18 protein-coding genes are annotated in these 24,531 nt (G+C 44.6%); 13 read left to right on the forward strand and 5 right to left on the reverse strand.

Annotated elements, in window-relative coordinates; all coding sequences use genetic code 11:
- Window positions 1-104: 104 nt before the first annotated feature.
- Window positions 105-470: a DUF1090 family protein gene (locus BM135_RS10950; RefSeq protein WP_092519765.1), complete on the forward strand. Its 366-nt coding sequence runs from the start codon at window positions 105-107 to the stop codon at window positions 468-470.
- Between the two features lie 56 nt (window positions 471-526).
- On the opposite strand, the gene BM135_RS10955 is transcribed toward BM135_RS10950, so the two are convergent.
- The 5 genes from BM135_RS10955 to BM135_RS10975 form a co-directional block, all read right to left on the reverse strand.
- On the reverse strand, window positions 527-1,075 hold the full coding sequence (locus BM135_RS10955; RefSeq protein ID WP_245737384.1) for a hypothetical protein: 549 nt from the start codon (window positions 1,073-1,075) through the stop codon (window positions 527-529).
- Between the two features lie 533 nt (window positions 1,076-1,608).
- The gene (yhjD, locus tag BM135_RS10960) at window positions 1,609-2,574 is read right to left on the reverse strand and encodes an inner membrane protein YhjD (RefSeq protein ID WP_422646154.1); all 966 of its coding nucleotides are present in this window, start codon (window positions 2,572-2,574) and stop codon (window positions 1,609-1,611) included.
- 261 nt (window positions 2,575-2,835) lie between these two features.
- Entirely contained in the window at window positions 2,836-7,251 is a 4,416-nt protein-coding gene (locus BM135_RS10965) for a hemagglutinin repeat-containing protein (protein WP_092519768.1), read from the reverse strand.
- A 114-nt stretch (window positions 7,252-7,365) separates the two neighbouring features.
- Window positions 7,366-9,054 carry a ShlB/FhaC/HecB family hemolysin secretion/activation protein gene (locus tag BM135_RS10970; protein ID WP_092519769.1) on the reverse strand — a complete coding sequence of 563 codons (1,689 nt, stop codon included), beginning with the start codon at window positions 9,052-9,054 and terminating at the stop codon, window positions 7,366-7,368.
- A 650-nt stretch (window positions 9,055-9,704) separates the two neighbouring features.
- Complete coding sequence (locus BM135_RS10975) at window positions 9,705-10,223, reverse strand: Hcp family type VI secretion system effector (protein WP_092519770.1); 519 nt, start codon at window positions 10,221-10,223, stop codon at window positions 9,705-9,707.
- Window positions 10,224-11,154: 931 nt separating this feature from the next.
- On the opposite strand from BM135_RS10975, the gene tssB reads away from it, so the two are divergent.
- Genes tssB through vasI form a run of 12 tightly spaced genes read left to right on the forward strand, consistent with a single transcriptional unit; the run spans window position 11,155 to window position 24,527 of the window.
- Window positions 11,155-11,652, forward strand: coding sequence for a type VI secretion system contractile sheath small subunit (tssB, locus tag BM135_RS10980; RefSeq protein WP_092519771.1), 498 nt, complete (start codon window positions 11,155-11,157; stop codon window positions 11,650-11,652).
- A 20-nt stretch (window positions 11,653-11,672) separates the two neighbouring features.
- On the forward strand, window positions 11,673-13,151 hold the full coding sequence (gene tssC, locus BM135_RS10985; RefSeq protein WP_092519772.1) for a type VI secretion system contractile sheath large subunit: 1,479 nt from the start codon (window positions 11,673-11,675) through the stop codon (window positions 13,149-13,151).
- Between the two features lie 2 nt (window positions 13,152-13,153).
- Window positions 13,154-13,594, forward strand: a complete 441-nt coding sequence (gene tssE, locus BM135_RS10990) for a type VI secretion system baseplate subunit TssE (protein ID WP_092519773.1) — start codon at window positions 13,154-13,156, stop codon at window positions 13,592-13,594.
- The gene (gene tssF, locus BM135_RS10995; protein ID WP_092519774.1) at window positions 13,595-15,427 is read left to right on the forward strand and encodes a type VI secretion system baseplate subunit TssF; all 1,833 of its coding nucleotides are present in this window, start codon (window positions 13,595-13,597) and stop codon (window positions 15,425-15,427) included.
- On the forward strand, window positions 15,391-16,443 hold the full coding sequence (gene tssG / locus BM135_RS11000) for a type VI secretion system baseplate subunit TssG (RefSeq protein ID WP_092519775.1): 1,053 nt from the start codon (window positions 15,391-15,393) through the stop codon (window positions 16,441-16,443). Before tssF ends, tssG begins: the two co-directional genes overlap by 37 nt.
- 5 nt (window positions 16,444-16,448) lie before the next feature.
- The gene (gene tagH, locus BM135_RS11005) at window positions 16,449-17,744 is read left to right on the forward strand and encodes a type VI secretion system-associated FHA domain protein TagH (RefSeq protein ID WP_092519776.1); all 1,296 of its coding nucleotides are present in this window, start codon (window positions 16,449-16,451) and stop codon (window positions 17,742-17,744) included.
- On the forward strand, window positions 17,728-18,282 hold the full coding sequence (tssJ, locus tag BM135_RS11010) for a type VI secretion system lipoprotein TssJ (RefSeq protein WP_092519777.1): 555 nt from the start codon (window positions 17,728-17,730) through the stop codon (window positions 18,280-18,282). The genes tagH and tssJ overlap by 17 nt, the downstream gene beginning before the upstream one ends.
- A gap of 2 nt (window positions 18,283-18,284) precedes the next feature.
- Window positions 18,285-19,637: a type VI secretion system baseplate subunit TssK gene (gene tssK, locus BM135_RS11015; RefSeq protein ID WP_092519778.1), complete on the forward strand. Its 1,353-nt coding sequence runs from the start codon at window positions 18,285-18,287 to the stop codon at window positions 19,635-19,637.
- 2 nt (window positions 19,638-19,639) lie between these two features.
- Complete coding sequence (gene icmH / locus BM135_RS11020; protein WP_092519779.1) at window positions 19,640-20,407, forward strand: type IVB secretion system protein IcmH/DotU; 768 nt, start codon at window positions 19,640-19,642, stop codon at window positions 20,405-20,407.
- 9 nt (window positions 20,408-20,416) lie between these two features.
- Complete coding sequence (tssH, locus tag BM135_RS11025; RefSeq protein WP_092519780.1) at window positions 20,417-23,026, forward strand: type VI secretion system ATPase TssH; 2,610 nt, start codon at window positions 20,417-20,419, stop codon at window positions 23,024-23,026.
- Window positions 23,026-23,823, forward strand: coding sequence for a Fis family transcriptional regulator (locus tag BM135_RS11030; protein ID WP_092519781.1), 798 nt, complete (start codon window positions 23,026-23,028; stop codon window positions 23,821-23,823). The genes tssH and BM135_RS11030 overlap by 1 nt, the downstream gene beginning before the upstream one ends.
- Window positions 23,820-24,527 (forward strand): type VI secretion system-associated protein VasI, encoded by a 708-nt coding sequence (gene vasI, locus BM135_RS11035; RefSeq protein WP_092519782.1) that lies wholly within the window; start codon window positions 23,820-23,822, stop codon window positions 24,525-24,527. The genes BM135_RS11030 and vasI overlap by 4 nt, the downstream gene beginning before the upstream one ends.
- The last annotated feature ends 4 nt before the right edge of the window (window positions 24,528-24,531 follow it).

Below are 24,531 nucleotides of genomic sequence, written 5' to 3' on the forward strand. Positions count from 1 at the left end.
GATTGTAAATCACAAACGATCATCAATGTTCCTACCTTTATGTACTGAAGGCACATCACTGAACTAACTGTTCAATTTAGACCCGTTTGCCCTAGGAATAACCCATGATGTCGAAAACCGTGATCTTATCTGTATTGAGCGTTTTCAGTATGAGTGCAGCCTATGCAAACCAAGGTAAGTCGGGGTGTGAGATTAAGAAAACAACGTTGGAAAAACAGCTCGAGTATGCTCAGGCGGATAAAAATGAGCGTCTGACAAAAGGATTAACCCGCACTTTGGAAAACATAAAGATCACCTGTGCTCTGGAAAAGCGCCTAAAAGAGCAAAACAATAAACCAGAAACCGTAAAAAATAATTTGGCCGATGGCTCTCCGTCCTTAAAGCAGAAAAACAACAAAAGCCAATTTCACAAATCCACCAAAAGCAGCACAATAAAGACAAAAAAAGAAGTGCAGGCCAATAAAAAATAGCAAACCTGCACTCAATCTTGTAATTTTGCTCATTTTCCTAAAGAAGCTAGAGAAATTTACAAATTTCTCCCTCTAATTTGTTGTGCATTAGAAGGGGAAATTTTGTAATAAACCTTATCGCTTATAAATGGCTTATGTTCAATTTCTACTGAAATAATGGAGTTATTTTTTGAGATAGCATAGTGGCTAAAATAATTTTCTTTTCTTTCATAGGGATAATGAAAATTAGGCTTGATAAATTTTTTCTCGTAAGATTTACCCGAAGAATTATACTCATCTGAATAAACTACCTTATTATCTCTGACAAAGATAATTTTATAAAAAAGGCTGGCTTTCTTATTAAATGTCGCACCGATAATGTTCTCAATGTCCTTAGGTTCCATGCCTTTATCGATGATATACATTTTGTCCCAGTCAAAAGGAGTGATTTCGTTCATGTCAATCAAACAGGCTGTGTTCTTTTGACAATGTTTATCAGCATAACCAACAATCCTCACTCGACTGTTATCAAAAGATAAAAATAAAATGACAATCCCCAATATTAAAGTAAATACGATAATATTATTTTTGTTGATAATATGGAAAAACATCATTCCCCCCTTCATAATCAAACCTGATATGAGAAAACGGCTATGGAATTTTAACCTTGAAAATCAACTAACTAACATCGACCCTGCAACTTAAGCTTTATCACTATTCCCTTATGTCATGAAGGTATATCTTGAGTTTTGAAGACAACTTAACATCACTTATTAGTTATAAGCGATTGTTATACAATTGCTATTCGATATCGTAAGTGAGGTTTACAAGATAAGAAATTGACACTTATTTCTGTTTTTCATTCCGAGGATACTATAAATAGAGACTCTGGATAGTGAAAAAGTACAGTAATTGTACTAGCAATTTTTTTGATTTCAAATAGAAAATTATGGTAAACAAATAATAAATGAATAAAATAGTTGCTAACGTGATTTAATAAACTATATGTTAAAGCATTGGAAATCTATAATAGAAATAAAGCGTTTTTTAATACTGTGTTTGATGAATTTGTGGAAGAGTTGGATAAATAAAATTTCCAGGTTATTGGCGAAACTAGCAATGCATTTATTACAAAGCCTTCTTATAGATATGTGGATATTTACTCGGTTTTTTTCTCTTCTGCGGTAGCGATCCACGCGGCGCAAAACAGCGTCAGGCGGGCGAAAAAATAGAAGAAAGCCATTAAACCAATCACTGAACCAAAAGCAGCGCCAGAGGGTGAGCTGGCAAGGCGTGGCAACATCATGGTCATGATATATTTGATGACTTCAAATCCAATGGCAGCCATTAAAGTTCCTTTGAACAGCGCTTTTCTTTCAGGGCGATGACGCGGCAAGATCCACAATATCCATAGGAATAGCAAATAATTGGCAGAAATGGAAATGGTCATGCCAATCGATGTCCATGCAGGGCGCAACCATTCTATGCCTTCCAATCCAAGGGCATGGACGATGGAAGCTTGGGCAGAACCTGCAATGGAAGTCAGTGAAAGGGTCATTACCAACGCAAAAAGCAGGCCGAATAGCGAGAAAAAGTCGCGAATATACTGAAAATAGATTTTCTCTTTATCTTCATGATTGCGTTCCCAGATATCCCGGGATTGGGCAAGTATTGCTTCGCGTAAATTACCGACCCAGTTTAAACCTGAATAAAGAGCAATCGCCAAACCTGTCAATCCCACCGTCGTTCTTTGGTTGACCGCAGTATCTACGCTATTTTTCAGCGTGTTGGCGAGAGCAGGATCACTGATGCTATTGGCAATACCATTGATCAAACGGGCCAGCAAATCAGGGTTGGAAGCCAGCACAAAACCCGCGATGGCAAAAGAGAGCATCAGGATTGGGATTAAGGATAGAAATGAGAAATAGGTGATTGCAGCACCAAATTGGCTGCCCATTCGGTCGTTGAAACGTTGTGCCGCCCTAATTAAATGAGCGATAAAAGGAATGTGGCGGATGGCATTGCCAATACGAATTGTTACGGAAAGCGCTTTTTTACTGCCATGTAGCCCTTTCTCTAACGGTGTGAAACTCTTCCCCATATTGGGTTGTTCCCTTTTTTTCATGGTCATTTGGCATTACATCCCCTTAAACCTGGTCGTGCCTGATGTTACTCGTTATATCACTTTTAAAAATAGCACTTAAGATATATTGCCCTGAGTGCTGTTCGATAATGTTATTCGCTATATCTATATATGTAGCGAAAAATACATAAGTGAAAAAAGAGTAACAGGCAAGATGGAAAAGGCAACTGATGAGAGGATTTGAAAAAGTACGGTAGCCTTATATTGGCTACCGTACAGAAGATCAATCATTGATCATGATGATCAATCTAATTGATGACCCTTGACTTCACTGTGGACAGTTGGGATCTCAGTATTGTGGCTCTCATTTGTCACAAAAGGTACTTTACCGGAGAAAATATCTTTTTGTGCAGAGATTGCCAGACTTGCCATGGAATCTGGTACGTTAACCCCTAAGTTTTTGCCCTTGTCGTATCCCGCAACAGATTGTTGATTAATTTGCGGAGTATTCAGTGAGACAGATCCTTGGGCGCTGTCAATTTTGCTACCCACCAGATACGTTGTTCCAGTGGTATCAAGATTAACCCCTTGAGCACCGGTCAACGTTGTTTGCTTGCCAATGGCTTCTCGGTCGAGGGTCTTGTAATTGCCGTTGAATTTGCCATTGAAGCCCTTGAACGCGGATTTCAGTTGATCTTTCAAACTTGGTGCTTCACCGTCGGTTTTAGCATTGCCGGTAGCCGTAGTGTTTTCTGAAGAGCCTTCCGTTGCGGTAGAAACACTTTCTTTAGAAGGAGCATCTCCTTTAACGGTTTTGCTATAACCTAAACCAGCATCCAGACCCACATCCAGACGATGGGTGCTGTCTTTGCGGCTTTCAACATTGAAATTACCACCGACTTTGCCCGTTACCTGATTATCAGCAGCCACATTAGCACCTTTGAGTGAGGTATCTCCCGCACTGGTCAGTGTGACATTATCGCCGGAAACATGAGCGTTACGGTGAGTGGTTTCATCCAGATGTTTGACACCAAATTTCAATTCACCGCCAATGTTATATTTGCTGTCGATGATTTTGTCAGCCGAATCGCTTGCCGCGCCATCGCCTCCTTCATTTTTGCGGGCGGTGGAAGACATACCACCTTTCGCTTTAGCGCCGACGTTCCAACCATTGGCGTTGGCAGTATCCTGAGCCGAAGTCAGTTCGATTTTTCCACGCTGTGCTGTTAAATCTACCTGCTTGCCAGAAACATTGGCACCTTGTAACGTCAGATTATTGCCCGCATTCAGATTTACACCTTGCCCACCAGTAAGATTGCTGGTTTGAGCTGTCGTGTTGTTTTGATTGTCTGTGTTATAACCGCCACCGACGCCACCACTGAAATTCTTACCATCAGGGTTGGTTCCTACGGTCAGAGAAATCTCTCCATTGTAGCCATTGCTTTGTTTTTCATTGCGATTAGTGGCTTGATTGAACTGAATATTTCCACCTGCATTAACATTGACTGAACCTTTGCCCGCATCCATTGAGGTGCCTTGGTAGCGTGCATCTCTGGTCACCTGAACATCAATGCCGTTTTGGGCTTTGATGCTGCTGGTGGCTGTGCTGGTATTGTTGTTAGATGTTTCCTGATAACTGCCATTGCCTTTGCCATTGATGGAGATATCTGCCCCCGTTGTGGTATAGACCCGCAAGCTTGCATTGCCAGTAGTGTCAGAGGAATGAGTGTCTTGGCGATTGAGTGCCGCTTCACTGGTATGGCTGCCAGCGGTCAGGGAAACATCGCCTTTCTTGGCTTCATATTGCGTACCTTGATCGTAGACATCACCGTTCGTTGTTACTTTGATATCGCCAGCCTTGATGGTAGTCACTACGGCATTGGACTGATGGTTATTGGTGTAATGGCTTTTACCATCCATCGTCAGTTCAATACCCGCATTAGGCAGGCCAGTCTTTGTGATCGCAGTATCCAGTTTCTTATCTGCGGCGGCTTTGGCCGTTTTTTCCACAGGACGGGTAGTTGCGCTGTAATCGGCAGTTCCGCTGATTTCACCACCAACCTGTAATTGATTGGTTGAGCTAGATTCTGTATTGGCTGTTGCTACATTCTTAATATTGCCAGCATTGGCCTGATAGGAGCCTTGCACCTGATGGTCCGTTCCCTGTTGCTTCAACTCACCCATTGCGTTCAGCTCAAGGTTGCCATTGACTTGGGTTGTAGCCACTTCAGCTGTTGTCCGGCCTTGGGATTTTCCATTGCTGTTGTAGTTTCCTTCAACGCCACTACCGAGTTTGTCCATACCGCCAGTGACAAACACACTGCTACGAAGTTTTTCTTGCGAGGTTGAAGTTGATGTACTGTTTTCTCCGGCCAGTAAGGCAATGTTATCCCCAGTGATTCTCGCATCTCCCTGAGTTGTGACCAATTTTGAACCAGTCACAGTGACATTTTGGTCGGCATTTACGTTGAGGTTGCCACCACTTAATTCTGATGGGCGTTGTGTTGTGCTTTCATCCTTCTGTTTATCGGTAACGTGCTCAAAACCCACACCAGCGCGATATTGTTTATCTTTCATCTCATTGGCGTAGTACTGCCAGTTAAGGTTGGTTTTTTCCTGTTGGTACTGATTTTTATCTCCATAATTCAGGATATTAATGTTACCCGAAGTATTCAGTTGCAGTTCTCCGGCACTTTTCACCAGACTGCCAATAACATGGATATCTTTATTGCTGAGTAATTTCAGATCTGCGTCGGAAATCAGAGAACTGCTGGAAGATTTTTGCTGCTCATCATGCTCTTGGTTCGTTGTTTTGGTGATATTAAAGATGGTGCCTTTTCTTTCATCCACCTCTTTATAAGTATGGCTGACCGCGTTATCGATAGTTAATTGTCCATCATTGGCTTCAACGTAGGCCCCTTTTTGGGCTTTGACTTTACTACCCGTAATGGTGACACCATCCATGCCTTGCAGCATCACATACCCGCCAGCCGTCACTTCGGATATATGATGAGTTTCTGATTTATCGTGATTATCTTTCTTACTGCCACCAGCAATACCGCCCCAATAAGTTTTATCCTTGTCAAGGCTTTGATCATTAATGAGGGATTGAACAGTAATATTGGTTTGTTGTCCCGCCAAAACCATCAGGTTTTCGCCTGAATTAATGTGCGTTCCGATAATGTCAACATTTCCATCTGCCCGGATGACCAAATCTCCGCCTGAGCTTAATTCATTGCCAGTGCTTCTTTGTGTGGTATTAACCTCGTTCCAGTGCCCCGTCTGCAATGATGCAGAATGGTTCTTTTTATAACCTTTCTCTGAGGTCACTTCTGATTCCACTAGTCCCGCCAGCTTCACATCTTTCTTGGCAGATACGGACAAATTATTTCCGGCTTTGATCTTACTGCTAAGCACTTCTGCATTGCCTTTACTGGCAGTCAGCTGAACATTTTCATGGGCGTTGATGGTATTGCCTTCGTACTGGTATTTTTCATTCTCATAGGTGACATCATACCGCCAAACTACTTTCCGTTGATTATTGATGCTACGGTCAAGTTGATGAAGTTTTTGCCCATCCAGTTTCAGATTGGCACCAGTCAGTTCGACATTATTCCCTTCAATATCGGTTGCCATTACTTGATTGTTTTGTTTGGCAACCAGCATGATGTTCTTGCCTGTCAATTGAGTACGGGCAACAGATTCACTAATTTGCTCTTGTTCGGTATAAATGCTACTAAAAAGGTTTCGGTGATTATTACTGCCCGTTTTGTTTGATGAAGATTGGTTCAGGCGTCCTTGGGACAGCACATTATTGCCGCGCAAGGTGATATCTCCTCCTTTTAGCGCCGCCGCTTCCAATTTCACATCGCCGTAGGATTCAACATTAATGCTATCATCAGCCGTCATTTTACCCCGTAAATTGACACCGCTTCCTTCCGCTGTATTCAGCAGACGGATACGCCCAGCCTGCATACTGCCAAAATAATAGCTGTCGAGTGCGCCAGCATTTGCTTGCTGAGAATCCAAAATATGGCCATCGGCGGAAATCTGGTTATTCCCCGTCGTGATATTGAGGTTTTTTGAGGTAATCACCTGACCCTTGATATCAACTTTAGGCGCAATCAGATTCAATACTTCATTATGGGATAATCCCTTGTTTCTGATATCCAAAGACTTTTGGTTATCAAATGTACTAAAACTTTTGAGCATGCCATTTTCCACCAGCGGATTACCGACAACCAGTGATGCCTGATTAGTATTGATAAAACCACAGCCGTTACAAGTGATACCATTAGGATTTGCCAATATATAATCAGCAGCTATGCCAAACACTTCCTGTTCTCCGAGCAAAAGTGAAGGGTTACGGCTAATAACCTCATTTAAGATCACGCTTGCAGCTTGCCCATTTAGGTTGCTGTTGGCAGATAATTCGCCTGCTAGTTGTGATTGCCCATTCTCCAGGGAGTTATTGAACACTGCCCCCATTTGGTCAACGTTGAAATTCTGATATTGGTTATGTGATAGCCCTGAGTTCGAAGGTGCAACAATATTTATCACCGTTGCACCGGTATCAGCTTGGATAACACCCGGGCTGTGTGCAGCATTGCCTCCTGGAGTAATTCTATTGGCGAAACTGGCTGAACAAGTTACCAGAATAATTGCCATGGATACGGCGAGTTTTCCCGTAGGAGATAGCTTAAATTTATTACTTTTCATATGATTACCTTTATCTACTTTTTTATTGCCATATGCAGTGCCCTGGGGATCATTGTTCTAGGATTAATCCCCACAGCTGACTGCGGTTAAAAAAACATCAAATGGTTTAAGAAACTAAAAAGTATAAGAAAAGCGGGTTAACAGTTGCATAGGCTCATCCGTGTTACTATTTTGGTGAGAAAGAAATTTGCCCCGGCTTACTTCAACATCCGCAAACAAGCTCTGATAGCGCAGCGTCAGACCGGTACTCAAGCCGGCACTGCTTTTCCAGTCATCCTGACTGAGATAACTTTTAACTTGACCGATATCCACACCAGCCCACAGAGCAAGTGAGCCTTTGGGAATGGAGATTGAGTGAGAGAGTGTATTTCTCCAGTACCAGCCATTATCAGCCGATGACACATTTTTGCTGAATCCTCGCACGGCATTACGGTCGGTCACATTGAGCCACTCAATACCCGGTAACCCACTTCGGCTGTACTGAGCATAAAATTGGCTATTAAATCGGTAAGGCATATCAAAGAGAGTGAAGCGCTGCTGTAAATTTGCCGACAATTTCCCTTTGGTAAATTGTTTATTCAGACTGACTGTTGTTGTTTGGGTACTAAACCACGGCATTCCCCGTTCAATGCTTATATTGAGGGAGATCAGCCCTGAAGGAATGAGTTGTAAATGGTTAATACCCAGTTCGAGAACACTCAATGTCTGGCTACTGACATCGATTTTGCTGTCTGCGGCATAGTTATTGTAATTCTTATAAACAAACTGGGTGTTTAATGTGCTGATTTGCGATTGATTACGATGAAAGACCCAATCGGTACGAATTCCTGTTTGCTGTGAATTCCCGTGCAGTTTGATTGATTTTATCTGTGAACGGGGATGGCTGGTGTATTGGGAATAGCTGTTGAATCCGCTGAACGTCATTGCCCCATAAGGGAGGGAATAAAACAGGGTATAGGCGCGATTGTATTGAGTATCAGGTTTATCAACGGTACTGCTGCCGCTAAGGCTGACAAAATCAGATAATCCCAATGGGCTATCAACGTTGGCATTGAGTCGGGTGATCCATTTTCCTGTACTTTTTTGCCCATAATTATCGGTGGTTGTGGTTATCCTCCACGGAGAAGAGTGCTGATTATATAGCTTGACGATGGAACCACCATTGACTGTACCGGGTAGAATATCGAGAGTCGTTTTGTTTGATTGCAGGCGATTTGCCTGATCCAGTCCTTGATCAAGCTGATTCAGGTTGAGTGGTTGATTTGTCAAACGTGGGAATAGTGTTTGGCTATTGATCCAGCGATCACTTCCTTCTATCGCCTCGACAAAACCTTCAACAACATTGATCCCCAATTCACCATTCGCGTTGGGAGGAATAAATTGTACCCGCGCCGTAATGTAACCTTTAGCGATATAAAGGTTAGTGATTTCCGCCGACAGCTTGTTGATGTCATTACTGGTGATACAGTTATCGGACAGGGCACTGAGCGTATTCAAGTCCCCCAGAGAGAGTAGGGTAATACCTTGAAGATAAACTCTTTTGATAGCCAAACAAGATGGCACTTCTTCCAGCACAGGTGAAACAGTTTGCGGAGAAACGCTGTCTGCGCGATTAATCAACCCTTGATGGCGGCGCTCTTCAATTAATTGGTCTATTTCCCGTGAACTATCCTGTAAGGTTCTTCTTATTTCATTTGTAGAGAAAGTTTCATCCGTAGGTAAAATAGGGTTAAACGCGTCAGACGAAGCGCTTACCTGAAATGAAGTACATAATAAGATGAAGATTGTCGTCCTTTTAATCATGGGAATACCCAAATGACAATAGTTGATGGGAAATGTATCGTGTTGGGTTATGGTTAAACTTCCTAGTTTATTAATTCAGCATTAAAGCATAAAAAATATTTTATGTTGCTCTGATTAATGATTGTTTTTTGTTCTGTAATATAATTTTTGGTTATAAATTCACCTTAGTGATTTATTATAATTCATTTTGGTTATGCATTAATCCAATGCTTGGAGATAAGTGAAATTCAATTTTGGTTTAGTCAATATTAAGCAAAATAATGAAAAAGAATTAGGTATCTTGCTCTATTTGAGTTTTTTATTTATAAGTTTTACTTATAGCGTCTTGATGGAATGTATTGAGAATGTATTGAATAGAAGAGAAGATAAAATATAAGAAAGGCACTTTTTAATCAGTTGGTTTAATTGAGTATTAATTATGCATGTAATTATAAATACATTTATCTTAATTTATTATGAAAATAATTACTATATGAAAATCTGACAACGGGAAAAAATCAGAAAAACAAATATAAAAAAGAAAAATGGGAATTAAAGTAAATTGGCAGGAGTTTTAAGAAATATCCGATTGATTCATTCAATATTGATTCAGCCAATGAATAATATTCATTGGCTGAAAGATTATTACTTAATACTTAATGAATAAGATATTAAGCAACAATTGGCGCACGCCAGTCGTCAGCACCAGAAGTACCAGCAGTAGTGTGTTCCCACTCGATCTTACGGTAAGAAAGAGAAACACGAACCAACTGAGTGAATTCAGATTTTGCTGGGTCCTGGCAGTGTGGCATTTTGCAGTCGATATCAACGATAGTTGCATCTACCAGTTTAGTAGTGAAGAAATGCTCTTGTTTACCTTCGATTGAAGTACGGTACCATTTCAATTCTACAGTAGTCAGCATCTCGCCAGAAGCCAGTGCGTTGTAAAGCAGAGGAACTGCTTTATTCAATGCAACGGTAAAGCGGAATGGCTTATGCGCACGCTGGCCAGAAGGTTGTCCTGACTGTGGATCAGTTGGAACAGTTACGATGTGGTCAAATTCTTGAACCAGCATTTCATCTTCGTGACCTTGAACAAAGATATTACCAACGGATTCAGCCGTGAATGCGCCAGCAGTAATATTGCCCTGAGTTTTACCATTGATAGAAATATAACATGGAGTTGGCATATGAATATCCTATAAAAATTTACCAATATTTAGTGTAAGTGTTCATTCCTTGCGTGATAATTCCATTTATTCATCAAAATGAAATTTTAGCTTGCCAAACACTCGGAGCGAATAATAAAGCTGAAATTGTCTGACGCAAAGTCATTTGAAAAAATCAACATACGCTTTAATTCAATGACAAATAAAAATTTTATAATCATTGCCGTTGTGAAAGTTATGGCTTATTTTCTATAAAAAATCAGCCTCTTTAACTGGTTTAAAAATGAGCTTCGATATTCGCATGCATTTAACTTTTTGATATATAGTGTTTTTTATTTTTTTGCTTAAATGTTTTCTATGATCATTTAAAAAGTGTTACCGAGATCAAAAAAATGAAAATAATTTAGATTGTTGTGATACATAATTAATCAAAATAAAATAATAAATGACATTGATGCTGATTATTAATCTAGATTTTGATGGTTACGTTTTATTCATGAGAAGATGAAAAATATTTCTTTTTATACAATTTATAAGTAATGGGATTACATACTCTTACAGAGAGTAAAACCAAACTTTTCTCTACTTTGAGAGAAAAAAATATTTATAATTTGCTATGAGTTGAGATAAAGATATTAAAAGCTTGAATAGAGGACTTTATCAATTTGTGTTTTGGCTTTACATCAAAAAAATAAAATGTCAAACTCGAACTTGACGATTTTTCATATCGATGTTACTTCCACGATTAGATAGGATATATCTGATTATTTAACTATATGTTGATATACAGTTGATATAAAACCATTCGTACCTGCAAATATAGTTATCTTCTATTTCCTATTTTTTTAGGGAGATTTTTTGTATTTGTTATATAGGTAAGCATTGGAATCATTCTCTCACCAATAATGGGTTGTTAGACAGTTCATGGTTGTATTAGCCAAAGGATTAAAATATGAGTAAGAATAGTCCAGGTAGCGTAGCTCCAAAAGAAAGAATTAATATTAAGTACGTCCCTAATACCGGTGACCAGACCGCAGAAGTTGAATTACCTCTGAATCTTCTAGTTGTTGGTGACTTGAAAGGCAAAAGCGAAGATACACCAATTGAAGAACGGCAAACAGTTTCTATCAATAAGAACAACTTTAATGCCGTAATGAATGAGGCAAATATCAACCTGACTTTTAACGTCCCTAATCGTCTCGATGAAAAAAGCGAAGAAGATCTGCCAGTTAATCTGGAAATAAAATCACTGAGCGATTTTTCACCAGATAATATCGCGAAGAAAGTACCTGAATTAAATAAACTTCTCGAACTTCGTGAGGCATTGGTTGCATTAAAAGGCCCATTGGGAAATATCCCAGCATTTCGTGCTCGCTTGCAGTCACTGCTGGAAGATGAATCCGTTCGTGAGCAACTCCTGAAAGAACTTGAAATCGTCAATAAAAAATAACTGGTTAAAGGAATTTTTAAATGGCTCAGCACGAAGAAAACAGCACAGCTATTGCTTCTGGCGCAACGACCTCCTTGCTTGATGAAATTATGTCTCAAGCGAGAATGACTCCGGAAAATGATGGCTACTACATTGCAAAACAAGGTGTTGCTGCGTTTATCGGTAGCATTCTGGATACCGGTTCTAACGAAGAACCAATCAACAAACTGCTTGTTGATAAAATGATCGTTGAATTAGATAAAAAGCTCAGCGAGCAGATGGACGAAATTATGCACGCTAAGCAGTTCCAGGAATTGGAATCTTCTTGGCGTTCACTGAAAATTTTGGTGGATCGCACTGATTTCCGTGAAAACATCAAAATCAACATTATTCATGCCACTAAAGATGAACTGCTGGAAGATTTTGAATTCTCACCTGAAATTATTCAGTCCGGCTTCTACAAGCACGTTTATTCCACAGGCTACGGTCAGTTCGGTGGTGAACCTGTTGCTGCTGTCATCGGTAACTACGCTTTCAGCAACACGACGCCTGATATTAAATTAATGCAGTATGTCAGTTCAGTGGGGGCGATGGCTCATGCGCCATTCTTGTCTTCCGTTTCGCCTGAATTCTTTGGTGTTAACAGCTTTACTGACCTGCCAGCCATTAAAGATCTGAAATCTGTCTTTGAAGGTCCTTCACATACTAAATGGCGTGCGCTGCGTGAGTCTGAAGATTCACGTTACTTAGGTCTGACCGCACCACGTTTCTTGCTGCGTCTGCCTTATTCCAACGTTGAAAACCCAATCAAGAACTTCAACTATCAGGAAAATGTCAGCCGTGACCATGAACATTTCTTGTGGGGCAACACTGCATACTTGCTGGCTAGCTGCCTGACTGACAGCTTCGCTAAATATCGCTGGTGTCCAAACATCATTGGTCCACAGAGTGGTGGTGCAGTAAGCGATCTGCCGGTTCACCTGTACGAAGCAATGGGTCAGGTTCAGGCGAAGATCCCAACAGAAGTTCTGATCACTGACCGTCGTGAATTCGAACTGGCAGAAGAAGGCTTCATTACTCTGACCATGCGTAAGGGTAGCGATAACGCAGCATTCTTCTCTGCAAACTCGGTTCAGAAACCAAAAGTATTCCCAAATACCCGTGAAGGGAAAATTGCAGAAACCAACTATAAGTTGGGTACGCAACTTCCATACATGTTCATCATCAACCGTCTGGCTCACTACATCAAAGTGTTGCAGCGTGAACAGATCGGCTCTTGGAAAGAGCGTCAGGATCTGGAGCGTGAACTGAACATGTGGCTGAAACAGTACATTGCTGATCAGGAAAACCCACCAACTGACGTTCGTAGCCGTCGTCCTCTGCGTGCAGCTGAGATCAAGGTTCTGGATGTTGAAGGCGATCCAGGCTGGTATCAGGTTGCGATGCAAGTTCGCCCGCACTTCAAATACATGGGTGCAAGCTTCGAACTGTCTCTGGTTGGACGTTTGGATAAGGAATAATCATGGCTGCGCTGTACAGTTGGAACAGAGGCAGCTCTGCCAGTCTGTTCGAGCGCATTCAAGGGAAGAGCTCCGGCTCTTCCCGTCAGTCAAGGATGCGTTCACTGCTTGATTCTATCAGGAAGCATTTGAATGAAGTGCTGAATTCCCGTCCTGGTGCCTGCCAAAGCGCCGTTGAATTAGGGGTCATTGATCTCAATGATGCGACCGCGACATCAGTGGATTTCAAGCAAAGTATCGAATGGGCGATTGAAGAGTGCATCAGAAATTATGAACCCAGAATATCAGCGGTTTCTGTCAGCGCCATCAATGATGATTCAGATCCGTTGCTGTTGAGCTTTCATATCAGCGCTGAAATCTCTCTGGATGATATCAACGACCTTGTGGAATTTAGCATCCAGTTGGATAACAACCGGCGCTATTGCCTAGAGCGAACTCAATAAATGTCATTTGAAAAATATTTCAGAGATGAGTTGAACTATCTGCGACAACTGGGGAAAGAAGCCGCAGTTGAGCGCCCTCATCTTGCCGCATTTCTATCAGAACAAGGCTCTGACCCCGACGTTGAGCGTTTGCTTGAAGGTTTTGCCTTCCTGACAGGCAACCTGCGGGCAAAGATTGATGATCAGTTCCCTGAATTGACTCACGGCCTGCTCAATATGCTCTGGCCGAACTATCTGCGCCCAACCCCCAGCATGACTATCATCGAGTATACCCCCGATGAAAGCGTTGTGACGAAAGCGACACTGGTCAAGCGTGGCACACAGATTATGAGCCAGACGCTGTCAACTCAAGATGATATTTATTCGAACGAAAAACCGGGCGGCAAAAAAGACGATCATGGCCGCTGTACCTTCACGCTCTGCCGTGATGTTTGGCTATTTCCGCTTTCTATCCGAGACATCTCCGTTAATAACAGTAATGAGACCGGGATTATCGGCCTGAATTTTGCGTCGAAAACGGAGCTGAACCTGCATGAGTTAGAACTGGACAAACTTCGTTTTTATCTGAGTGGTGATGGCTATACCACTTCCCAGCTCTATTTCTGGCTCTGTTATTACTTCAGAAAAGCAGAATTGGTGGTAGGAGATACAGTAATCCCTCTGCCAGATTTTGATTTTGTACCTGTAGGATTTGAGCGGGAAGATGCATTACTGCCATACCCGAAAAACGCCTATATGGGGTATCGCATTTTGCAGGAATATTTCTGTTTTGCAGAAAGCTTCCTGTTCTTTGATGTGAAAGGCTTCCCAGAGCTGCCTGAAGATCTCAAGACTAAAGATTTCAAACTGAATTTACACTTTTCTCAGGCACTGCCACCAGAAGTCAAGGTTCGTCATGACACTTTCCGTCTGCACTGTACACCCGCAATCAACCTGTTCCCTATGGACAGTGAAGCGATTGAACTCAATGGCAGCCAGACTGAATATCCGTTGAAAGCCAGTTACAGCTTTCCTGATCACTATGACATTTTCTCTGTCGATGGCGTAGAAAGCTGGCTAACAGGAGAAAATGGTGAACGCAGCCGCGCCCGTATTGGTGAGCGAGTTTATACCCCGTTTGAAAGTTTCAACCACCAAATTGATAACGAAGACGAACGCTCAATGCGTTATTACCGTCTTCGGGTGAAAGAGTCACCTTTCCGCAGGGGGCTGGAACATTTCATCTCATTTGTTCGGGGGGATGAATCAGATTTGCTCAGACTCAAACTGAAAGAAAATGTTTCGATCGGATTGACCTGTACCAACCGTGAATTGCCTTTAGAGCTACGCGTTGGCGACATTAATTACCCTTCAATCGGCAGCCCGTCATTTGCGACATTCCGCAATATCACGCGCCCATCAGTGCCTCTCTATCCTCTATTGGATGGCGGTTTGCACTGGTCACTGCTGTCAAATATGTCACTTAACTATATGTCATTACTGGATAGGGACGCGTTGAAACAGGTGCTGCGTACCTACGATTTCCCAAGTATTCATAACCGACAGTCCAAGCGTTCATCGCAGAAACGGCTTGATGCCATTGAGAAGATCGAAACAGAGCCGACAGATCGGCTGTTCCGCGGGCAGCCTGTGCGCGGGTTGCGCTCAACACTGTATATCCGACAACAGGCATTCAGCTCGGAAGGCGAGCTTTATCTGTTCAGTACGGTTCTGTCACGGTTTTTCTCACTGTATGCCAGCGTCAATGCTTTTCATATGTTGAAGGTAATCAATTTAGATAATCAGGAATGTTATGAATGGCCGGTACAGATAGGTCAACACTCGTTGATGTAACCATTGATCAGAACCCTGCCACATCGCTGGCATTGGACATCGCACAGTACAACTTTTACCAGTTGGTTGAGCTGCTTAACCAGCTGGCGGTAGCGTGGGATAAAACAGGGGAGACAGATCGTCCTGATCTGGAATCTATCCGTTTCCGTTCTAGTGCCAGTCTGGCATTTCCGACTCGTGATGTCATCTCACTTGCGCAATCTAAGAAGGGATACTTCGAACTGGAAGTTTCCTTTATGGGGTTGCACGGAAGCCAGTCTCCGATGCCGGGCTATTATCTCGATTCTCTGGCATGGGAAGATGCCCAGGGGGAAAACCGCCTGACGGATTTTCTCAACCTTTTTAACCATCGTTTAATTACGCTCCTGCATCAGATTTGGCGGAAATACCGCTATTACATCTGTTTCAAGAAAGGTGGGGAAGATAATTTTTCCCAGCGTATGTTCTCTCTCGTTGGGCTGGGCAGTGATGTCAACCGCCGGATGCTGAACATCAATCACAGCAAAATGCTGGCGTATGCCGGATTGCTGGCAAGCCCCGGACGCTCACCAGAAGTGATATGCAGCCTTGTTTCCCACTGTTTTGATTTGCAGGACGTTACGCTGCACGGCTGGCAATTCAGGAAAGTTACCATTCCGGTGGATCAGCAGAATCGGCTGGGGGGAACCAATAAAGGCCAGAAAATCGGTGATACCGAGCTGTCTGTATTGGGACAAAACTTCACCATCGGCTCTTGGGTTGGGGATTATAGCGGGAAATTTCTGCTCAGTATCAACGACCTGACCCGCGATCGGTTCCTCTCATTCCTGCCTGATGGCAAGAACTATCTCCCGTTGGTGATGTTCATTTCTTTTGTCATGCGCAGCCAGTTCGCTTGGGAGCTGCGTCTTGGGCTGGCTGAAAATCAGGTCAGCGGCATGGTATTGGGGGCGAAGCAGAATAACCATCTGGGGTGGACCAGTTTTCTCGGCGAACCGGAAAAGAAACCCTTTGTCACAATTTCAGTTATGGAATAACGACTATGGAAAAACATCAACCAATCCTTTCATTGCGGGTTCTTAACAGTGAACAGCTAGAAAGTGGTAAAGCCGCCAATTGCCAGTTCTCGACACAGGGCGGTACGGTCGGTAGCAGTGAAAGCCATCTTTGGTCTGTACAGGATCAGCAGGGCAATATCCACCCATCACAATTCACCATTAAGTGGCAGGATGGGGCATTTTGCCTGCAAGTACTTGCTGAACCAGTGCAGGTTAATAATGCAACGTTGACGCCAGAGGCGAGTTTGATCCTGTTACAGCAAGGCGATCAAATCAAGGTCGGCAATTTGTCGATCAAGAGTCACATCAGTCTTTCTGAGACAGATCGCGTTGATCCTTCAACAGTATCACCTGAATCGCTGGTTTCCAGCTACAGCAATCCGCTGGATGCCATGATGGAAGGCGTACCCGCACAAAAATCTGTATTTGCCCACGATGAAAGCATTGCTCCGACGGTTATGCACCGTTTCAGTGATGATCCACTACGGGTACTTGATAGCGAGAGCCTGACCACATTGAAACCACAGGTTGAGGCTGATGATACGGAACAACTTTTGCCACCGGATCATTACCAATCCCCCCCATTTGCTAACCCTATTTTTGATAACCGAGGCAGTGTTATGGATCAGGAGTTCCTTGATTTACCTGATATCGATTCCGATAGGCAGTACGAAAATATGGATGTTGACCATGTCGCTATTACTCCTCTCATGCGTGGGCTGGAAGCTCGCCTGCCTCTGCACGACAGCCAACAGGCGAATGATTTTCTGCAAGAGATGGGCAAAACCATGAAAGCCGCTATTGAAGGGCTATTAGCTCTTCAGCGTGAACAACATGGATTGCGTGATAAACAACTCCGTCCTATTGAAGATAACCCTCTGCGCCTGAACATGGATTATGACACGACCATGCAGGTGATGTTCTCTGATCAGAAAAGCCCGGTTCATCTCTCCGCACCGGCAGCGGTAGCGGAAAGTCTGCAAAACCTGCAATTGCACTATCAGGCCAACCGGGTTGCCATTTCTGCCGCACTGGACACCATGCTGGAAGCCTTTTCCCCAGAGCAATTGCTCCGCCGTTTCTCGCATTATCGTCGTAGTAACGAAGTCAGGAATAAAGATGCGTCCTGGGCTTGGGAAATGTACACCAACTATTACCGTGAATTAGCATCCAGCCGCCAGCAAGGATTCGAAAAGTTATTCCGCGAGGTATATGAGCAGGCTTATGACCGCGCATTGCGTCAGGGCTTGGAGGAATCCAGCAATGACACATTCCGCTAGTCGCCGTATATGGGCTGTAGGGATTTTATTGCTGTCAGTGATGTTGCTGAACGGCTGTAGCAGTGCATGGAACGCAACAAAAAAAGTAGGCCAGGTCATCTGGGACCCTTCCACACCGGTAGGTACACCCGATGAGCAGGCTTCTGTTGCCAACATTACATTGCTGGCCGAATCAGACATCAACCCCAATGAAAGTGGTGAAGCAGCTCCTGTTGAAATGAATTTGGTTTATCTCAGTGAAGATTCACGTTTTCTGGCTGCCGACTATGACCAGCTTGAAAGCGACAAACTCGAAAAGGCACTGGGGAAAAACTACATCGATCATCAGGATTACACTTTGTTGCCGGGGCAATACAAGCCTCTGGAAGCCATCACATTGGAAAAGAAAAACCGTTACATCGGTGTCATCGTTCACTATGCAGATGCTAATCAATCTGAATGGAAAAAGATCATCCTAGTAAAAGACATCGGCCGCCATTACCGCATCTTGGTGCATGTCAGAAACAATGACGTCGAACTTAGAAAAGAGGAGGAGTAATCATGCCAGGTAAAAATCGGGTGATTTGGCACGAAGGGTTATTCATCAAACCACAACATTTTCAGCAACAACAAAAACACATTGATTATCTGGCACATAGCCTTGTTTCAGTATTGACACCTTATGCTCATGGTTTCAGCTCCCTGAGCATCAATGATGATTTGCTCAAACTGGGGCGTATCGGGATTACCGAAGCCAGTGGCATCATGCCTGATGGCACCATTTTTTCTGCGCCCAGCCAAGATTTGCTGCCAAAACCGTTGGATATCGAAAATATCAATGACCTGAAAAGCAAGGATATTTATCTGGCATTGCCAATGTCCAGCGATACCATTCGGGAAATTGCTGATCGGGATGCAGAAACCCAAAGCGCGGTGCGTTATCGGGAGCTTCCTACTGATGTCCGTGACCTCCATACCAAAGGTGGTGATGCCTTTGCCCTCAACCTTGCCCAACTGACACCAGTTCTGATGCAAGGCTCCGAGGACATGAGTGCTTACACCGCCATTCCGCTGTGCCGCATCAAAGAAAAGCAAAAAGATGGCACTATCGTTCTGGATAACGAATTTATCCCGACGTGTCTGTCGATTTTCGTGGCCGACAAACTCAAGCGTTTCATGGTGGAAATAGATGGCCTGCTGACCGAGCGTTCAAGAACACTGGCTAAGCGCATTGGCTCACCGGGTCAGCAAGGGGTGGCTGATGTCGCAGAATTTATGATGCTGCAATTGCTCAACCGCGTTCAGCCGTTGTTCAACCATTATGCAAAACAAACCGTTCTGCACCCACTGTATTTATATACCGAGCTACTCCAGACTTGTGGCGAGTTGAGAACATTCACCGATGCAAGCCGCCTGCCAGGGAATGTCCTGGCGTATGACCACAATAACCTGACAGACACCTTCCAGGATGCAATGCACGCAATTCGTGATGCGTTGAACGTCGTTCTGACCCCGCGTGCAACTTCGATTGCACTGAAACAGAACGAAGGTGGTATTCGTGTGGCAACGCTCCACGACAACGATCTGCTGCGCAAAGCCGAATTCGTACTGGCAATCAGCGCCAGCACACCGCAGGAACAGCTGCGTCGTCAGTTTGTCCAGCAAACCAAAGTTACCTCGATGGAAAAAATCCGTGATCTGGTCAGCGTTCAGTTGCCAGGCGTGCCATTGATTGCATTGTCCGCGGCACCTCGCCAGTTACCGTACCACTCTGGATATACCTACTTCCGTCTGGATCAGAAGAGTCCGGCATGGAAAGAGATCCAGCAGGGGAATTCCATCGCGTTCCACGTATCAGGGGATTTCCCTGACTTAGATATGCAGCTCTGGGCTATCAGGGGCGGTAAGGAATAATCATGAGTGATATCAATGTTGACAGTCTGTCGCTGGAAAAATCTGAAACGCTGAAAGCATTTCAGCGTCAGTACCAGCTACCGTTGCGTGGTGAAAGTCTCAACCCAATGATCGATGCCGCCACCCCCTTGCTGGGGATGGTTTTGCGTTTACAGGACATGAATGATCAGGCACTTCCGGACAAGCTTTACCAACAGGTTGTTACTGATATTCGAGCCATTGAGCAGTTCCTGCAAACCAAAGGTTATGAGCCGGGCGCGATTGTTTCATTCCGTTACGTACTGTGCACCTTCATTGATGAAACCGCGTTGGGGCACGGCTGGAACAGTCAGAATGGCTGGTTGAAGCAATCACTGTTGGTGCACTTCCACAATGAAACCTGGGGAGGTGAGAAGGTCTTCGTATTGCTTGAACGTTTGATGGGAGAGGCCCAGCGCTATCAGCACCTGCTGGAATTTATTTACCTCTGCCTCTGTCTGGGATATCGCGGACGCTACAAAGTCAGCGCCCAGAAAAGCGATGACTTTGAGCGCCTGTTCCGTCGTCTACAGCAACAGCTTCACTCACTGCGCGGAGATACTCCGCCGACCACGCTGTATATCAATGTCAACGAAAGTGATGCGCGTTATCGCCTGAGCAGACGATGGACTATCAAGCACCTGCTCGTTATCAGCGTAGGCTTGGTTGTGGCTATTTACAGCTTTTATGCCATCCGCCTCGGTGATCAGAGCCAAGACATATTAAAGCAGCTAAGTAACTTATTAAGATAGGAAGTCGCGATGATCCAGATTGATCTGCCTACCCTTGTAAATCGTTTAAACCCGATGACTCGCCATGCACTGGAAGCGGCGGCGGCATCTTGCGTCAGTCAGCAACAACCTGAAATCACCGTTGCGCAGCTACTGCTTCAAATGATCGATACGCCACTCAGTGATATGCGACTGATCCTAAATAAAGTAGACATTGATAAAGATCTGCTGAAAGAACAACTCGATCAGGTAATGACGCACCACCAATCGATTGTACAGACTTACCCAAATTTTTCCCCAATGCTGGTGGAATGGTTACAGGATAGCTGGCTGCTGGCTTCCACAGAGATGCAGCACAGCGAATTGCGCAGTGGCGTTATGCTGATTACGTTGCTGTTCAGTCCGCTGCGTTATCTGGCACCACAAACCGCGCGTCTGTTGGCCGGTATCAACCGCGAATTATTGCGTCAAAACTTTGCGGAATGGACAAATGGCTCGGCAGAGCAGCCTTTTGCTGTCAGCGATAAAGATGGGCAGAGCGCACATCCAGCAAACAGCGACAGCCTGCTGGCACGCTTTACCCAGAACATGACCGAGCAGGCACGTCAGGGCAAACTTGATCCGGTTTTGTGTCGCGATAATGAAATCGATCTGATGATCGACATTCTTTGCCGCCGCCGCAAAAACAACCCAATTGTCGTTGGTGAAGCGGGTGTGGGTAAAAGTGCCCTGATTGAAGGTCTGGCACTGCGCATTATTAACGATCGCGTACCGGATAAATTACGCAACAGCGAACTGATGACACTGGATCTGGGGGCATTGCAGGCAGGAGCAGCGGTTAAAGGTGAATTTGAAAAACGCTTCAAAGGCATCATGGCTGAAATCAGCCAATCCCCAAAACCAATCATCCTGTTTATTGATGAAGCCCACACCCTGATCGGTGCAGGCAACCAAGCAGGAGGTTTGGATATCTCCAACCTGCTTAAACCCGCTCTGGCTCGTGGCGAACTGAAAACCATCGCCGCCACCACATGGAGCGAGTACAAAAAGTATTTCGAAAAAGATGCTGCGCTGTCCCGCCGTTTCCAACTGGTGAAAGTCTCTGAGCCAACCGCGGATGAAGCAACTGTCATTATGCGTGGCTTACGTGCCATTTACGAGCAGGCGCATGGCGTACTGATTGATGATGAAGCACTGAAAGCCTCTGCGGTATTGAGTGACCGTTATCTTTCTGGCCGCCAACTGCCGGACAAAGCCATTGACGTACTGGATACCGCCTGTGCTCGTGTTGCCATTAATCTGACTTCACCCCCGCGTCAGCTCTCCTCGTTGACGACCGAATTGCACCAGATGCAAATGGAAATCGACGTGCTGGAAAGAGAACAACGCATGGGGCTGAGCGTTCATGTTGAGCGATTGGAAGAATTGCAGAACCAGCAAACAGAAGTTCAGGAACAACTCACCGTATTGGAAAATAGCTGGCAACAACAACAGGAGTTGGTGAAACAAATCATCGAACTGCGCAGCCAATTGCTGGCTGATGATGCCCCCGTTGAAACAGAATCCGAAGCTACTGAAAAAGTAGCAGTTCTCAACGTACAGTTGGCAGAACTACAGCAGAAGCAAACACTGGTTTCTCCGCACGTGGACAAAACTCAAATTGCAGCGGTAATTGCCGAGTGGACTGGCGTGCCATTGAACCGCTTATCACAAAGTGAACTGTCCATCGTCACTGAACTGCCTACCCACTTGGGACAGAGCATTAAAGGGCAGGAAATGGCGATCCAGTGCTTGCACAAACACTTACTGACCGCTCGTGCCGATTTGCGTCGTCCGGGGCGTCCTCTTGGTGCATTCCTGTTGGTAGGACCAAGTGGCGTCGGTAAAACCGAAACCGTCCTGCAAATTGCGGAACTCATGTTTGGCGGCCGTCAATACCTTACCACCATCAACATGTCCGAGTTTCAGGAGAAGCACACAGTTTCCCGCCTGATTGGTTCACCTCCGGGCTATGTGGGATACGGCGAGGGCGGTGTACTGACCGAAGCCATTCGTCAGAAGCCTTACTCTGTCGTCTTATTGGATGAAGTGGAAAAAGCGCACCCTGACGTACTGAACCTGTTCTATCAGGCTTTCGACAAAGGGGAATTGGCGGATGGAGAAGGGCGCATCATCGACTGTAAAAACGTCGTGTTCTTCCTGACTTCAAACCTGGGCTATCAAACCATAGTAGACAATGCCGGGCAGCCAGAGCAGATCAACGATTTGCTGTATCCAGAACTGGCGGCATTCTTCAAGCCGGCACTGTTGGCGCGTATGGAAGTGATCCCTTACCTGCCGCTGGGCCATGAAACGCTGAAAACCATCATTCAGGGCAAACTGGCGCGATTGGATACCCTGCTGACTCAGCGTTTCAACGCAGAAGTCACCATCAGCGATGAAGTATCCGAAGAGATCCTGCAACGCGCTACCCGTGCGGAAAATGGTGCCCGTATGTTGGAATCCATCATTGATGGTGCACTGTTACCACCTGTTTCATTACTGCTGTTGCAGAAAATGGCTGCGGGCACACCAATTAAGGCTATTCGCTTAACTGTAGCTGAACATGAATTCCATGCAGAGGTTGAGGAGGCAGAATAATGAAACAGCGGCTGAAAAGCGCGTTAGCGTTATTGGAAGATGACACTATAGGACAACTGGTTGACCATTTTTTGCAGGTCAGCCATAGCTCGCGTTTTGATGCCTTGTTAGTTTTCCTGCTTAACATCAATGAAAACAGGCTGGAATGCTACAACTTGCCGGAGCCTCAGCAAACCAATTCGCGCCGGTTACAAGTGGACATTGATGACGTCAATAACCCATTGATACAGGTATTACGCAAGGGAACCCCAATTGTCTGGGATTCCCTTAATCACGGGGCACGCATTGACGATCCAAATTTCCGCTCGTTCATTGCAGAGCTGCCGCATAACTGTGGGTTATACGGCACGCCTCTGTTTGACTGCAATGGGCAGGCTTGTGGTGTCATCGCCATCTTTGCCGAAAATGTCTTCCCTTTCACCAACAATGAAAACATGTTCGGCATTTATTGCCATGTTATGCAGCATCGCCTGAAAAAATTGCAGGAACTCGAACAACTGCGCGGACAGTTACGCCAAATCCGTCAGGTATTTCAGGTTCAACGCCAAAAAGAAAAACAATTGGATGAACTGCTTGCTTCCTTGAGTGAATCAAAAAACCCGGCGGCGGTCAGCAGTATCTCCGTGGATTACAGTCATATCGATAATCTGCCAAAGGCCATAGAAGAATTTGAAAGCGCCGTGTTGGTTCAACGTCAGCGTCAGTTTGGCAACGACACCAGATTGATTGCACAAAGTTTGGGAATTCCCCAGAGGACGTTGGTTTACAAACTGGCTAAATACGGGTGTAGATTATGAATATTATTTTAATTATCAGTTCATTGCTCGCTTCATTGACAGGGAACCCCAAGCTTGCAGAGATGGTAAAGCCAACGGAAATGGTAAAAACCACGGAAACGGTAAAACCAACGGAAGCAGTCGCGGTAGTAAAGGAAGAGCAAAATTTAGATGAACTGCATAAATGCCGCTTTGAGCCGTCTCCTCTTATTCGGCTGGCATGCTATGACAGGGCGTTGAATAACCTCCAGTTCAAAACTGTACAAATTCCTATCGAAAATATGGGGCCCTTATGGCGGAAAGCGATGGAACAGGAGATGAAACGCACCGATTACTCCACCAGCTTCATGGTGACGCAGGGAGAGAACGGCGCAGCACCGATTATCCTGACCACGCCCGCGATTGGGGTTCCTCCACCGCGTCCTGTATTAATGCTGAGTTGCATTGACAGTATCACCCGTTTGCAGGTGGCACTGCCTAAGCCCGTGGAATCAGGGGCGGTTACCGTGGCAACAGACAGAACCGAGTATCGTACTGAATGGTTCGTGCGGGAACATGGTTACTTATGGGAATCCAGCCGTGGCTTACCGGGCATTGAGGAAATCAAGCGGCTAATGGACAGCGACCGGATGAACATTACGGGCAGTAATGGTAGCCAGATAACCTTTAACATTTCTCAGTTGGAGCAGGCAGCGAAACCATTACGCGCTACCTGTCGTTGGTAATCGA

Source organism: Xenorhabdus japonica, from assembly GCF_900115195.1.
In the GTDB taxonomy this organism is placed as follows: Bacteria; Pseudomonadota; Gammaproteobacteria; order Enterobacterales; family Enterobacteriaceae; genus Xenorhabdus; species Xenorhabdus japonica.